Source organism: Cellulosimicrobium funkei (assembly GCF_900155925.1).
Lineage (GTDB): Bacteria > Actinomycetota > Actinomycetes > Actinomycetales > Cellulomonadaceae > Cellulosimicrobium > Cellulosimicrobium funkei.
The window spans coordinates 714,099-727,129 of sequence record NZ_FTMI01000002.1 but is presented as its reverse complement, the minus strand read 5'-3'; the positions used below and the strand labels follow the sequence as shown (position 1 = coordinate 727,129).

Below are 13,031 nucleotides of genomic sequence, written 5' to 3'. Positions count from 1 at the left end.
CGGACGGGGCGCCGACGACGATCGAACACCCGCTCCGGGACGGCGGAGCCCGTCCTCACGGGACCCATACGGGCCGGGGCGCGACGCTAACGATCTCCTGACGGTCGGCCGTCGGTCCGGGCGGTCGCGGACGAGCCCGTCGGTTCCCGTGGGGAGTTCGTGACGAGTGCGTGACCGACGCCCCGCCATCGGGGGCGGCGGCCGCCGTCGGGCACCTAGGATGTCCCGCATGATCTTCAAGGCCGTCGGCGACGGGCGCCCCTACCCGGACCACGGCCGGGTCACCGCCCGCGACTGGGCGGAGGTGCCCCCGCGTCAGGTGCGCCTCGACGAGCTCGTCACCACCAAGCGCACGCTCGACCTCGACGCGCTCCTCGCCGAGGACTCCACGTTCTTCGGCGACCTCTTCGCGCACGTGGTCGAGTTCGACGGCGTCCTCTACCTGGAGGACGGCCTGCACCGCGCCGTCCGCGCCGCGCTGCAGCAGCGGGCGATCCTGCACGCGCGCGTGCTGACGCTGCGATGAGCGGCCGGTCCGGTAGGTTGCTGGCGTGACACTCCGCCCCGACACCGCGCGCGCCGTCCGCCGCCGGCGCATGCACGAGCGCCAGGCAGTCGTGTTCGGGCTGCTCATCGCGGCGCTCGCCGTCGTCGGGATCGGCGCCCTCGCCGTGTACACCGGCGCGATCGAGGCGCCGTTCGACCGGGAGCTGTCCTCCCCCGAGCCCGTCGACGACCTCGCGGGGGTCAAGGTCCCCTGCCTCGCGGACGGCACCCTGCCCGTCGCCACCGGCGAGATCCAGGTCAACGTCTACAACGCGTCCGGCAAGGACGACCCGCTGGGTCGGCTCAACCAGGACATCCTCACGTCGCGCGGGTTCGCGGTGCTCTCGACGGGCAACGCCCCGGACCTCGACGGCGACGGGAAGTCCGACGTCGTGTCGCGCACGCAGATCCACTTCGGTGCCGCGGGCATCGCGCAGGCGTACACCCTCGCTGCGCACTACGAGAACCCTGGCCTCGTGCTCGACGCGCGCGGGGACGCGACGGTCGACCTCTACGTGGGCGCCGACTTCGAGAACATCGTGGACCCGGAGCTCGTCGGCCTGTCCGGCGACGTCCCGCTCGAGAGCCGTACGGGGTGCGTCCCGATCGAGGAGATCACGCCCCGCCCGCTGCCCGTGCCCCCCGCCGAGGGCTAGCTAGCACGTCCCGGCCCGGCGCCCGCCGGGCACCCTGACCGCCGAACGGTACCCATGAGCACCCTGCCCCTCCGGCCCGCCCGGACCACCGACCCCGCCGAGGTCGACCGCCTGTACGAGATCTGCCTGCGGACCGGTGCGTCCGGCGCCGACGCGAGCGGGCTCTACGCCGACCAGCGCCTGCTCGGCGAGGTCTATCTCGGCGCGTACCTCGCGCTCGAGCCGGGCCTGGCGTCCGTCGTCGAGGCCGACGGCGTCGCCGCCGGCTACGTGCTCGGCGCCCGCGACACCGCCACGTTCGAGGACCGGTGCGAGCGCGAGTGGTGGCCGCCGCTGCGGGAGCGCTACCCCCTCGGGAGCTTCCCCGCGGGGTCGCGCGACGAGGCGCTCGTCGAGCAGATCCACCGCCCGCACCGCACGGACCCGTCCGTGCTCGGCGACTACCCGTCGCACCTGCACGTCGACCTGCTGCCGTCCGCCCAGGGCGGCGGCAACGGCCGCCGCCTCATGGAGGTGCTCTTCGACGCGCTCCGCGCCGCCGGGTCGCCCGGGGTGCACCTCGGCGTGGCGGAGGACAACGCGTCCGCGATCGGCTTCTACGAGCACCTCGGCTTCACCCGGCTCGACGTCGCCGAGGGCCTCGTCCTGGGCCTGCGCCTCTAGCCGACGGCCCGGCGGGCTCACGCCTGCCGGGCCGTCGTCTCCGTGGAACCTCCGAGGAGGCCGCTCCCGCGCGTCGCGTCAGCGGGCGTCCTCGACCGTCTCGTGGACGGCGGGCTCGTCGCCCCCGGGGGCCGACGCCGGGCTCGCGGGCTCCTGCGTCGTGCCGCGCCACCGCGAGAGGTTCCGCATCACGTGGTAGATCACGAGCGCCGCGGCGGTGCCCAGCGCGATCCCCTCGAACGTCAGGTCGCCCACGACCCACGTGAAGTTGGCGATGCCGACGACGAGCGGCACGGCCGCGGTCGTGAGGTTGACCGGGTCGGAGAAGTCGACCTTGTTCTGCACCCAGATGCGCGCGCCCAGGATGCCGATCATGCCGTAGAGCATCGTCGCGGCGCCGCCCAGGACGCCGACCGGGATCGTCGCGATGAGCGCGCCGAACTTCGGCGACAGGGAGAGCACCAGCGCGGTCGCCGCCGCGACCCAGTACGCCGCGGTCGAGTAGACGCGCGTCGCGGCCATGACGCCGATGTTCTCGGCGTAGGTCGTCGTGCCCGACCCGCCGCCGACGCCCGCGAACGTCGTCGCGAGGCCGTCGGCGAAGAGCGCGCGGCCGGTGAGGTCGTCGAGGTTCTTGCCCGTCATCGCGGCGACCGACTTCACGTGCCCGACGTTCTCCGCGATGAGCACGAGCACGACCGGGACGAACAGGCCGAGCACGGCGACGTCGAACGTCGGCGTGACGAACTCCGGGAGCCCGACCCAGGCAGCCTTGCGCACCTCGTCGAACGACACCTCGCCCTGGATCACGGCCACGACGTAGCCGACGACCACGCCAACGAGGATCGACAGCCGCCCGAGGATCCCCTTGAACAGGACGCTCACGAGGATGATCGCGGCGAGCGTGACGACGGCCGTGACCGGCGCCTGCTGGAAGTTGCCCCACGCCGCCGGGGCGAGGTTGAGCCCGATGAGCGCGACGATCGTGCCCGTGACGATCGGCGGCATGACGACGTCGATCCACCGCGCGCCCGCGACGTGGACCAGGAGGCCGACGGCCGCGAGCACGAGGCCCGTGACGAGGATCCCGCCGACCGCGACCGACTGGCCCTGGGACGCGGTCGCCGCACCGATCGGCGCGATGAACGCGAAGCTCGACCCGAGGTAGCTCGGGAGGCGGTTCCGCGTGATGAGCAGGAACCCGACCGTGCCGATCGCCGAGAAGAACAGCGTCGTCGCGGGCGAGAAGCCCGTGAGGAGCGGCACGAGGAACGTCGCGCCGAACATGGCGACGACGTGCTGCATCCCGATCCCGATGGTCCGCGGCCAGGTCAGACGCTCGTCCGGGTCGACGACGTCCCCCGGTCGGACCGTCTTCCCGTCACCGTGCAACCGCCACCCGATGGCGCTCATGTCTCTCCCGTCCGTGAAGCCCGTGTGAAAAAACCCCCGGTGCAGGGTAGTGGCCCGACGTCACGGCGGTGTTTCCGGGGCGACCCGTGGGCACGGGCGTCACGGCAGCTGCGGCACGACCTCGCTCGCGACGAGCTCCAGGTGGTCGAGGTCGTGCAGGTCGAGCACCTGGAGGTAGAAGCGCGTCGCGCCCTGCTCCGCGGCGGCCGCGATCTTGTCCGCGACCTCGCCGACCGTGCCGGCCAGGCCGTTGCGGCGGACCTCGTCGGGCTCGCGCCCGATCGCGTCGGCCCGACGGCGGAACTCCGCCTCGTCCTTGCCCACCGCGACGACGAACGCCGCCGAGTACACGAGCGAGTCGGGGTCGCGGTCGGCGTCGAGGCACGCGGCGCGCACGTTCTCGAACCGGTCGGGCAGGACGCCCGGGTCGGGGAACGCCGCGTTGAACTCGCTGGCGTACCGGGCCGCGAGCGCCGGGGTGCGCCGGGGCCCGTGGCCGCCGACGATCACCGGGACGCGCTCCTGCGCGGGCTTCGGCAGGGCCGGGGAGTCCGTGAGCGTGTAGTGCTCGCCGCTGAACGAGAACGTCTCGCCGACCGGCGTCTCCCACAGCCCGGTGATCACCGCGAGCTGCTCCTCGAGGATCCCGAACCGCTTCTCCGGGAACGGGATGCCGTACGCCTCGTGCTCGCGGGCGTACCAGCCCGCGCCGAGGCCGAGCTCGACGCGGCCGCCCGACATCTGGTCGACCTGCGCGACCTGGATCGCGAGCACGCCGGGGTGGCGGAACGTCGCCGACGACACGAGCGTGCCGAGCCGGATGCGGCTCGTCTCGCGGGCGAGGCCGGCGAGCGTCGTCCAGGCGTCGGTCGGGCCGGGCAGCCCGTCGCCGTCGCCCATGACGAGGTAGTGGTCGGAGCGGAAGAAGGCGTCGAAACCGAGGTCCTCGGTGGCCTTCGCGACAGCGAGGAGGTCGTCGTACGACGCCCCCTGCTGGGGCTCGGTGAAGATGCGCAGGTCGATCTGGGTCATGCCGTCACCCTGCCACATCGCGCACCCGCCCCCGCCCGCACGACGCCCGCTCCGCGAAGGCGGTGCGGTCAGTCCGTCAGAGGAACGAGGTCGAGCTCCTGGAACTCCGCGACCTCGGTGACCCACCGCTCGGCGACGAAGCGGCGGTGGTCCGGGTGGGCGTCGTACGCGGCGTACGCGGCGTCGTCGTCGAACACCATGGAGAACTGGAACGTCAGCGGGCTCTTCGGGCTCACCTGGCGCGAGACGGTGAAGTCCCGGACGCCCGGGACCCCGGTGAGCGTCGCGCGGGCGGTGCCGAGGAACTCGGCCTCCTCCGCGCTGCCGGCGGGGTGGACGAGGCGGAAGGCGACGGTGTGCTGGATCACTCCTCCACCCTAGGCTGGCGACCATGCGCGTGAGCACCGTGATCCTGCCGATCTACCCGTGGCGCGAGGGCCGGGACGTGTGGCGGTCCGCCGACGACCTCGGGTTCCACGGCGCCTACACGTACGACCACCTGTCGTGGCGGTCGTTCCGCGACGGCCCGTGGTTCGGCGCGGTCCCGACGCTCGCCGCCGCGGCGGGCGTCACCGAGCGGGTGCGGCTGGGCACGCTCGTGTCGTCGCCGAACTTCCGCGAGCCGGTGACGTTCGCGAAGGACGTCATGACGCTCGACGACCTGTCGGGCGGGCGCGTGACCGTCGGCCTCGGCGCGGGGACGACGGGCTTCGACGCGACGGTCCTCGGCGGCGAGCCGTGGTCGGCCCGGGAGCGCGCCGACCGGCTGCGCGACTTCACGATCCTGCTCGACCGCCTGCTCACCGAGCCCGCCGTCACGCACGACGAGGGGCACTACCGGGCGCACGAGGCGCGGACCATCCCCGGCCCCGTCCAGTCGCCCCGGGTGCCCTTCGCGATCGCCGCGACCGGCCCGCGCGGGCTGCGGCTGGCCGCGCGCTACGGGGAGGCGTGGGTGACGACGGGCGACGGCCGCCTCGGGGACGACGCGACCCCGGCGCAGTCGCGGGCCGCCGTCCGCGACCAGGTGGAGCGGCTCGAGACCGCGTGCCGCGACGTCGGTCGCGACCCGGGGTCGGTGGAGCGCATCCTGCTCACGGGCTTCACGCCCGACCCCGCGCTGGAGTCGGTCGACGCGTTCGTCGAGACGGCGCGCGGGTACGCGGAGGCCGGCATCACGGAGATCGTCGTCCACCGGCCCATCCCGGGCACCCAGTTCGCGGGCGACGAGCGCGTGTTCGAGCAGATCGCGACCGACGGCGCCGCGCAGGTCGCCCAGCTGTAGGGCGCGGTCCGTCACGCCTCGGGCTGACGGGCTAGAACAGGACGTCGAGCACGAAGCGGACCGGGGCGGTCACCGCCTCCCACAGCACACGCCCGGCCGACCTCTGCTCGAGGCGCGCCAGGCGTGCGGAGAAGACGGCGGCGGCGATCCCCCCGAGGACCGCGGCACCCAGGCAGACGCCCACGAGCCACGGCGGCAGGTCGACCAGGTAGCCGACGAGCGACAGCACGGCGGCGACCCCGCCCAGCACCAGGCTGATCACGAGGCCCCACGCCCCGACCGGGTCGAGCTCGGGACCACTGGGCGGCGCCCCGGGGCGGTTCTCCACGCGCACAGTGTGCCGCACCTCCGGCACGTCCTCCCGCTCGGGTGGAACCTCTCGGGGCGTCGCTGCGTGTCAGAGACAGAGGGCCCGCGACACATGTCGTGCGAGGGCTCACCGGACCGGGACGCGAGGAGGCGACGTGCGCAAGGCACCGGCGGGGTGGTACGCGGACGTACCGGGCTCGGGGAGCGAGCGCTGGTACGACGGCGCGGCGTGGACCGACCGGACGCGCGAGCGCCGGGCGCGGGACGACGTCGGGCCGTGGCGGCGGGTCGTCGTGCTCGGGTCGGTGGTCGTGCTGGTCGTCGCGGCGCCGCTCCTCCTCGCCGTGCTCGGCTGAGCCTGCCGGGAGAGCCTCGCGCCGGGAGGCACGTCAGCCGAGCGGCCCCCGCACCCGGTAGGTCACGTGGGTCACCTGGGACGCCGCTCGCACGGCGACGGTCTCGAGCGCGAGGGGCGGGACGCCGTCGAGCACGCGGTCGCCGTGGCCGAGGACCTGGGGCACGACGTGCAGCCGGAGCTCGTCGAGCAGCCCCGCCGTGATCACCTGGTTGATGGTCGCGGCCCCGCCCGCGATCGCGACGTCCCGGTCCCCCGCGGCCTCCCGCGCCTGCGCGACCGCTGACTCGACGCCGTCGGTGACGAAGAAGAACGTCGTCCCGCCCTCCAGGACGAGCGGTTCGCGCGGGTGGTGCGTGAGCACGAACACCGGCGCGTGGTACGGCGGCTCCAGGCCCCACCAGCCCTGCCAGTCCGGGTCCCAGTCCCCTCGCCCGGGCGTGAACATGTTCCTGCCCATGACGAACGCCCCCGCGTCGACGATCGCGGCGATCTCGGCCGCGTTCTCGTCGGCGGTCTCGACCATCCACCGGTGCAGGTCCACGCCCGCGCCGAACGGGTGCTCCAGCGTCTGGTCGGGGCGCGAGGAGTACCCGTCCACCGACACCGCCACGTCGCACGTCACGTTCCCCATGCCGCCCTCACCCTCCGCGTCCGCGTGCGCCGCGACCGCCGTCGTCCGTCCTGACGACACGTCCGACCGCGGGCGGGCGCGGAACTCATCGCCGCACCCGGGTCAGCGCGGTGCGGGGGCCTCCTCGGTGGCGATGCGGAGGGCGGCGACGAGCTCGCGGTAGAGCTCGTCGGTCGCGAGAAGCTGGGGGTGCGTGCCGCGCGCGCGGACACGGCCGTCCTCCATGACGAGGATGACGTCGGCGTCGATGACCGTGGACAGGCGGTGCGCGATGGTCACGACGGCGCGGTCCCGGGCCAGGTCCTCGATGACGGCGTGCACGGCGGCCTCGGTGAGCCCGTCGACCTGGGCGGTGGCCTCGTCGAGGAGCAGCACGTCGGGCGCGTGCAGGACGGCGCGCGCGAGGGCGACGCGCTGGCGCTCGCCGCCCGAGACGGTCGTCCCGACGAGCGACGTGTCGAGGCCGTCGGGCAGCGAGCGCACCTTGGCGTCGAGCCGCACCTGCGCGAGCGCCGCCCACATCGCCTCCTCGGTCGCGGCGGGGTCCGAGAGGCGCAGGTTCTCGCGGATGGTGCCCGGCACGACGGGGGTCTCCTGCTCGACGTACGCGAAGCGGCGCCGCACGTCGTCGAACGTCAGGTCGTCGTAGGGCACGCCGTCGAGGAGGATCCGTCCCGACTCGGGCTGGAGGAAGCGCAGCAGGAGCGAGAAGGTCGTGGTCTTGCCCGCCCCGGACGGGCCGACGATCGCGACGTGCCCGCGCGCGGGCACGTCGAGGTCGAGGTCGCGCACCACGGGCTCGCCGCCCGGCAGGTACCGCGCGGTGACGCCGCGCAGCGACAGTCGCGGCGCGTCGTGCGGGGCCGCCGTGCCCGACGCCGCGCCCACCCCGGCCGGGCGACGCGCGGCGGGGTCGTCGTCCTCCTCCGGCTCGATGGCCTGGACCTCGCGGATCCGCCCCGCGGCCGCGATGCCGGCCTGGAGCTGGGTGACGTTCATGGTCAGCCCCGTGACGGGCTCGACGATCTGGAACGCGTAGAGCAGGAACGCGACGAGGCTCGACACGGCCAGGAGCCCCTGGTCCACGCGCCAGGCGCCGAGCGCGAGGATGACGATGATCGCGAGCTGGATGCCGCCCCCGGCGATGCTCCACGCGACCGCCTCGGTCCGCACGGCCCGCACGCTGTGGCGCGCGGAGTCCTGCGCGTCGTCGAGCACCCGGTCGATCTGGCGGCCCTCCGCGCGGCTCGCCTTGATGGTGCGGATCGCGCGCAGCCCGCCCTCGAGCGTGCCGCCCAGGCTGCCGAGCGACTCCTGCGCCTTCTCCTGCGCCTTCGCGATGCGGGGCATGAGGGCGCCCACGAGGACGCCGATGGCGACGATCGCCCCGAGCGTCGTGCCGAGCAGGACGAGGTCGAGCACGCCCATGAGGACGACCGTCCCGACCAGGGACACCGCCAGGTTCACGAGGTTGACCAGGCTCGACGACGCCGCCTCGCGCAGCAGCACCGTGTCGGACGTGACGCGCGTGACGAGCTCGCCCGTCGGGCGGCCGGTGAGCGCGCCGATCCGCGCGCGGAAGAAGCGCCGCACCATGGACGACCGCGCGTCGAGCACCACGCGCTCGGCGAGCGTGCCGAGCAGGACCCACTGCCACAGCCCGAGCACGAGCCCGACGACGAGCAGCCCGACGAGCGTGAGCACGGCCGGGGTCAGCGACTCCCCCGTACCGAGCGTGTCGAGCACCCACTTGGTGACCATCGGCGTCGCGAGGGTGGCGGCCGTCGTCCCGAGACCGAGCACGAGGCCGAGCAGCAGGGTCCGGCGGTGCGGGCGGACGAACTGCCACAGCACCGCGAGGCGCGGGAGGAACGGACCCCGAGGGGTGGCGTCGCGAGGAGCGGACGGGGCCTCGGGCGTGGTGGCGGTCGGGGACATGTCGTCAACCATGGTTGACATCCTCTCTCGTGTCAACCGTCGTTGACGCGGCGCGGGCGGTCGCGCGCCGGAGCGCTCGACGCCCCTAGTGGAACACGAGTGTTCCATCCGTGACAACCGGCGTTCCGTCACGACGCGGGCTATCGTGGGCCGCGTGACGGCACGAACGAGCGCGCGGAGCACCTCCGCGGCGACGCCCTCCGGAGCGGCACCCGACGCGCCGCCCACGAGCGGCACCCGCACCCGGACCCGGCGCGCGATCCTCGACGCGGCCGTCTCGGTGCTCAGCACGGACAAGTCCGCGTCGCTCGGCGACGTCGCGCAGGCCGCCCAGGTGGGCCGCACGACCCTGCACCGCTACTTCCCCGAGCGCGCCGACCTCGTCGAGGCGATCGGCGCCGAGACCGTCGAGCGCACGCGGGCGGCGATCACCGCCGCGCGGCTCGACGACGGGCCCCCGGCCTCCGCGCTGCGCCGCCTCGCCTTCGAGTACTTCGACCTTGGCCCCTGGTACATGGTGCTGTTCACCGAACTCGCCGACGCCGAGTCCGCGTTCTGGGCCGAGTCCGAGCAGGCCGAGGAGCCGGTGCGGGAGCTGCTGCGCCGCGGGCAGGAGGCCGGCGTCGTCGACGACCAGCTCAGCGTGGCGTGGATCGTCCGCACCCTGTGGTGGATGCTGTTCAACGCGTGGTCCATGGCCGACGACGGCGAGATCTCGCGCGCCGACGCGCTCCGCATGGCCGTCCGCAGCATCGAGGGCGTCGCCCTCACGCGCGAGGCCCGCGCATGAGCGTCAGCCCGGGGCCGGCACCCCGCCCCGGCCTCGGTGAGCGGCTGCGCCGCTGGTGGCAGCGGGCCGACGAGTTCCGGACCGGCGTGCGCTGGGCGAGCGTCGCGACCGTGCTCGGCGGGATCGTCGTCGCGGTCGTGTGCCTCGTGCTGGTGCTGCGCGGGCGCGTCTGGGCGTGGGTCCCGCTGGTGGTCGCGGCGGCCGTCGCGCTGCGCGAGGTCCGCTACCTGCAGCGCGCCGCCCGGGGCGGCCGGCCCCGGTACCAGGAGAACGCCCCGCGCTGACCGCCGAGCGGTCGCTCGTGCGGGCCGTCGCGCGGTCGGCCGTGGGGTCGCCCGTGCGGTCGGCGGTGCGAGAGCGTGCACCTCGCGGGCCACGAGGACCACGCGCGCGTCATCCGGAGGTCGCACCCCGGCGGGCCGCAGGATCCACCGGACGGGCGACGCGCCCGGGGTGCGCCGCGGGACAGACTGTCGGTACGGCGCCGGTCAGCGGCGCCGGCCAACCTCCGGAGGCGCACCGTGACCCCCACCCCCGCCCGGGACACCGCGTTCCCCGCCCACGACGGCGCACCCGAGCAGCCGTCCGCCCGCGCGGCAGCGCGCGGCCTGCGCTTCACCGCGCGCCGCGCGTCCCGGGCCCGACGGCGGGGCGCGGCCCCCGCGCGTCGGCCCGCCGTCCCCCCGGTCGAGCGGGCGAACGGCTGGGTCGTCGCCCTGGCCGTCGCCGCCGGCGCGGTGCTCTTCTCGACCCTCGCGATGAAGGCGTTCCTCGGCGGCTGACCCTTGGTGCGGCGCCCGCGGCCCGCGCACCAGGGATCTCGCCGACGCCCGCGGTCTCACCCGCCCCAGCCGTCGACGCGGGGCCACCACAGGTCTACCGTCGAAGCACGGGCGCCACTGCCGACGGCACGCGCCCGGCCACCGTCGGGCCGGAGGCCGCCCCGGGGCTCAGGCCCCGCCGGCGGCCGCCGCGTCCCACACCACGACGTCGCCCGCCCGGACCGTGCCGGACGACAGCAGACGGCACACGACGCCGCCCCGCGCGTGCATCGCGCGCATCGCGCCGGGCGCGATCCAGTCGTCGAGCAGCCGGCACGGCGCGGCGATCCGCAGCACCTGGAGCTCGACGTCCCCGATCCGCAGGAACGAGCCCGGCTTCGTGGGCAGGTCGCCGTGGGTGAGCGTGACGTTGCGCCGGGTGAGGCCGGGGTCGATCTCCTGCCCGAGGTCCGCGGAGGCGGCCGCCAGGTCGGTGAGCGTCTGGATCGTCACGTGCCGGTGCTTCGACCCGTGGTACCGGTCGCCGACGAGGCCCTTGCCCTCCTCGGCCTCGACCGACGCGACGACCCGCGTCGGCAGCCGACGGGCCTTCGCGACGTGGATCGCGTGCACGCGAGGCTGGTCCGGCATGGCACCAGCCTCGCACCCGGCGCCGCCCCAGGGCCACCGCCCCCGGGCCGGGCGAGCGCCGGGTACCGGTGTACCGTCCGGTGCATGACCGACGTCCGCAGCCGCACCCATGCCCAGGCCGTCGACGCAGCGATCGAGCTCTTCACCCGCAAGGGGTACGAGCAGACGACCGTCGAGGAGATCGCCGACGCCGCCCAGGTCAGCCGCGCCACCTTCTTCCGCCGCTACGGGTCCAAGGAGGACGTGGTCTTCGCGGACCACGAGCTCCTGCTCGACGAGGTCGTCGTCATGCTCGCCGCGACGCGGCCCGTGCCCGACGCCGAGGGGCACCTCACGCCCGACCCGACGGTCGACCCGTACCTCGAGGTGTGCCGCGCGGCGCGGCTGGTGTTCGACCACCACGTCGGTCAGCGCGAGACGTCCCTGGCCCGCTGGCAGCTCCTCCAGCAGGTGCCGGCGCTGCGCGACCGCGAGCTCGTCACGACCCACCGCTACGAGCGCGCGTTCACCGCGTACCTGCGCGACGCGCTCCCGCCGGACGAGCGCCGCTCGACGGCGTCCATCGCGTTCGCGGCGTCCGTCGTCGCGGTGCACAACGCGCTCCTGCGCCGGTGGCTGCGCTCCCCCGAGCAGGACCTGCGCCCCCAGCTCGAGGAGGCGTTCGCGGACCTGCGCCGCGCCGCCGTCGGCCGGTACGCCGCGCCGGACGGCGCCGCCCGGGAGCGCAGCGGGGACGGCGTGCCCGCGGCGCGCCGCGTCGTCGTGACCGTGGTGGACGCGGACGCGGACGCGCAGGCCGTCGCGGACGACGTCGCGCGCGCCGTCCGCGACGCCCTCGCCTGACCCCTCCCACCCCGCCCCGCCAAACAGGTGGCGCAAGATCGCATCGTGTTCCAATCCGTGGGACGGTGCGGTGCGAGTCCCGTGCCCGGGGAATGCGCGAGTAGCATCGGCGGTTGCAGAACGCAGTACGCACGAACGTGCTCCGGGGTCGGTGCAATTCCGAGCCGGCGGTGACAGTCCGCGACCCGCGCCCACGCGCGGTTGACCTGGTGGAACTCCAGGACCGACGGTGACAGTCCGGATGGGAGGAAGCACGTGCGGCGCGGCCGTCCTCGGCCGGGCTCTCGCGAGCCCGCGCGACGGGGCGCGGTCTCGCCGTGGTGAGCGACGCCGTCGGGCCCTCGTGGCCCGTCCCCACCGCCCGCCCTCACCCCGGAGCGCTCGTGCCCGGGAGGACGAGGACATCCGATGGACCTGATCCACGCGCTGTTCGACGCGCAGCTGACGATCGGCGACCAGCACCTGCTGTGGCGCGAGATCGTGGGCAACGGGTTCGGCCTGGCGTCGGCGCTGGGCGGCATGCGGCGCAAGGTGTGGGCGTGGCCGGTGGGCATCGTCGGCAACCTGCTGCTGCTCACGGTGTTCCTCGGCGCGGTGTTCGCGACGCCCAACCCGGTCAACCTGCTCGGCCAGGCGGGCCGCCAGGTGATGTTCGTCGTCGTGTCGGTCTACGGGTGGGTGCAGTGGCGCAAGACCCAGGCGCGGCTCGGTGACGCCGACGCGGACAGCCACGGCGTCGCCGTCGTGCCGCGCTGGGCGTCGTGGCGCCAGCGCGTGCTCCTCGTCGTCGCGCTCGTCGGCGGCACGGCCCTCCTGACCCCCGTGTTCCGCGCGCTCGAGTCGTACGAGCCCGTCTGGGCCGACGCGTGGATCTTCATGGGCTCGCTGCTCGCGACGTACGGCATGGCGAAGGGCTGGGTCGAGTTCTGGCTCATCTGGGTCGCCGTCGACGTCGTGGGCGTGCCGCTGCTGATCTCGGCCGGCTTCTACGCGTCGGCGTTCATGTACGTGTTCTACGGCGCGTTCACGCTCGTCGGGTTCTTCGTGTGGTGGCGCGTCAACCGCCGCGCGGCCGCCGCTGCCGAGGCGGACGCCGCGGCGGCGGGCGCGCCCGCCTGACCGCCGGCTCCCGGCCGGTCGCCGCCGTGGCCGCGG

The 13,031-nt window shown here is 74.7% G+C and carries 17 protein-coding genes and 1 riboswitch; of the genes, 10 read left to right on the top strand and 7 right to left on the bottom strand.

What is annotated here, in order from left to right:
• Positions 1 to 229 precede the first annotated feature (229 nt).
• From BXA05_RS07480 to BXA05_RS07470, 3 genes are read left to right on the top strand one after another with little or no spacing between them, the layout of a single operon-like run.
• On the top strand, positions 230 to 526 hold the full coding sequence (locus BXA05_RS07480; protein WP_021480409.1) for a type II toxin-antitoxin system VapB family antitoxin: 297 nt from the start codon (positions 230 to 232) through the stop codon (positions 524 to 526).
• A 25-nt stretch (positions 527 to 551) separates the two neighbouring features.
• Positions 552 to 1,202 carry a LytR C-terminal domain-containing protein gene (locus BXA05_RS07475; RefSeq protein WP_061268978.1) on the top strand — a complete coding sequence of 217 codons (651 nt, stop codon included), beginning with the start codon at positions 552 to 554 and terminating at the stop codon, positions 1,200 to 1,202.
• A 54-nt stretch (positions 1,203 to 1,256) separates the two neighbouring features.
• A complete protein-coding gene (locus BXA05_RS07470; protein ID WP_076404482.1) occupies positions 1,257 to 1,865 on the top strand; it encodes a GNAT family N-acetyltransferase in 609 nt (202 codons plus the stop codon).
• 78 nt (positions 1,866 to 1,943) lie between these two features.
• Here BXA05_RS07470 and BXA05_RS07465 read toward each other — a convergent pair whose 3' ends face one another.
• From BXA05_RS07465 to BXA05_RS07455, 3 genes are all read right to left on the bottom strand, one after another.
• The gene (locus tag BXA05_RS07465; RefSeq protein ID WP_076404481.1) at positions 1,944 to 3,278 is read right to left on the bottom strand and encodes a uracil-xanthine permease family protein; all 1,335 of its coding nucleotides are present in this window, start codon (positions 3,276 to 3,278) and stop codon (positions 1,944 to 1,946) included.
• A gap of 99 nt (positions 3,279 to 3,377) precedes the next feature.
• Positions 3,378 to 4,301 carry an LLM class F420-dependent oxidoreductase gene (locus BXA05_RS07460; RefSeq protein ID WP_031315298.1) on the bottom strand — a complete coding sequence of 308 codons (924 nt, stop codon included), beginning with the start codon at positions 4,299 to 4,301 and terminating at the stop codon, positions 3,378 to 3,380.
• Positions 4,302 to 4,378: 77 nt separating this feature from the next.
• Positions 4,379 to 4,678 (bottom strand): Dabb family protein, encoded by a 300-nt coding sequence (locus BXA05_RS07455; RefSeq protein ID WP_076404480.1) that lies wholly within the window; start codon positions 4,676 to 4,678, stop codon positions 4,379 to 4,381.
• A gap of 23 nt (positions 4,679 to 4,701) precedes the next feature.
• On the opposite strand from BXA05_RS07455, the gene BXA05_RS07450 reads away from it, so the two are divergent.
• A complete protein-coding gene (locus BXA05_RS07450; protein WP_076404479.1) occupies positions 4,702 to 5,595 on the top strand; it encodes an LLM class flavin-dependent oxidoreductase in 894 nt (297 codons plus the stop codon).
• A 31-nt stretch (positions 5,596 to 5,626) separates the two neighbouring features.
• Here BXA05_RS07450 and BXA05_RS07445 read toward each other — a convergent pair whose 3' ends face one another.
• Complete coding sequence (locus BXA05_RS07445; protein WP_076404478.1) at positions 5,627 to 5,923, bottom strand: hypothetical protein; 297 nt, start codon at positions 5,921 to 5,923, stop codon at positions 5,627 to 5,629.
• A 136-nt stretch (positions 5,924 to 6,059) separates the two neighbouring features.
• Here BXA05_RS07445 and BXA05_RS20025 point away from each other — a divergent pair, with 136 nt between their 5' ends.
• Complete coding sequence (locus tag BXA05_RS20025; RefSeq protein ID WP_076404477.1) at positions 6,060 to 6,260, top strand: DUF2510 domain-containing protein; 201 nt, start codon at positions 6,060 to 6,062, stop codon at positions 6,258 to 6,260.
• Between the two features lie 33 nt (positions 6,261 to 6,293).
• Here the strand turns inward: BXA05_RS20025 and BXA05_RS07435 are convergent, their stop codons facing one another.
• On the bottom strand, positions 6,294 to 6,893 hold the full coding sequence (locus BXA05_RS07435; RefSeq protein WP_076404662.1) for a dihydrofolate reductase family protein: 600 nt from the start codon (positions 6,891 to 6,893) through the stop codon (positions 6,294 to 6,296).
• Positions 6,894 to 6,995: 102 nt separating this feature from the next.
• Positions 6,996 to 8,843: an ABC transporter ATP-binding protein gene (locus BXA05_RS07430; RefSeq protein WP_244550408.1), complete on the bottom strand. Its 1,848-nt coding sequence runs from the start codon at positions 8,841 to 8,843 to the stop codon at positions 6,996 to 6,998.
• 142 nt (positions 8,844 to 8,985) lie between these two features.
• Here BXA05_RS07430 and BXA05_RS07425 point away from each other — a divergent pair, with 142 nt between their 5' ends.
• From BXA05_RS07425 to BXA05_RS20690, 3 genes are all read left to right on the top strand, one after another.
• Positions 8,986 to 9,621 carry a TetR/AcrR family transcriptional regulator gene (locus tag BXA05_RS07425; protein ID WP_143311087.1) on the top strand — a complete coding sequence of 212 codons (636 nt, stop codon included), beginning with the start codon at positions 8,986 to 8,988 and terminating at the stop codon, positions 9,619 to 9,621.
• Positions 9,618 to 9,905, top strand: a complete 288-nt coding sequence (locus BXA05_RS07420; protein WP_143311086.1) for a hypothetical protein — start codon at positions 9,618 to 9,620, stop codon at positions 9,903 to 9,905. The genes BXA05_RS07425 and BXA05_RS07420 overlap by 4 nt, the downstream gene beginning before the upstream one ends.
• A 237-nt stretch (positions 9,906 to 10,142) precedes the next feature.
• Positions 10,143 to 10,403 (top strand): hypothetical protein, encoded by a 261-nt coding sequence (locus BXA05_RS20690; protein WP_061268988.1) that lies wholly within the window; start codon positions 10,143 to 10,145, stop codon positions 10,401 to 10,403.
• Positions 10,404 to 10,571: 168 nt separating this feature from the next.
• On the opposite strand, the gene BXA05_RS07410 is transcribed toward BXA05_RS20690, so the two are convergent.
• Positions 10,572 to 11,033 carry an MOSC domain-containing protein gene (locus BXA05_RS07410; RefSeq protein ID WP_076404476.1) on the bottom strand — a complete coding sequence of 154 codons (462 nt, stop codon included), beginning with the start codon at positions 11,031 to 11,033 and terminating at the stop codon, positions 10,572 to 10,574.
• An 84-nt stretch (positions 11,034 to 11,117) separates the two neighbouring features.
• On the opposite strand from BXA05_RS07410, the gene BXA05_RS07405 reads away from it, so the two are divergent.
• On the top strand, positions 11,118 to 11,876 hold the full coding sequence (locus tag BXA05_RS07405) for a TetR/AcrR family transcriptional regulator (protein ID WP_061268990.1): 759 nt from the start codon (positions 11,118 to 11,120) through the stop codon (positions 11,874 to 11,876).
• A gap of 134 nt (positions 11,877 to 12,010) precedes the next feature.
• Positions 12,011 to 12,134: riboswitch (FMN riboswitch) on the top strand.
• A gap of 150 nt (positions 12,135 to 12,284) precedes the next feature.
• The gene (gene pnuC / locus BXA05_RS07400; protein WP_076404475.1) at positions 12,285 to 12,995 is read left to right on the top strand and encodes a nicotinamide riboside transporter PnuC; all 711 of its coding nucleotides are present in this window, start codon (positions 12,285 to 12,287) and stop codon (positions 12,993 to 12,995) included.
• The last annotated feature ends 36 nt before the right edge of the window (positions 12,996 to 13,031 follow it).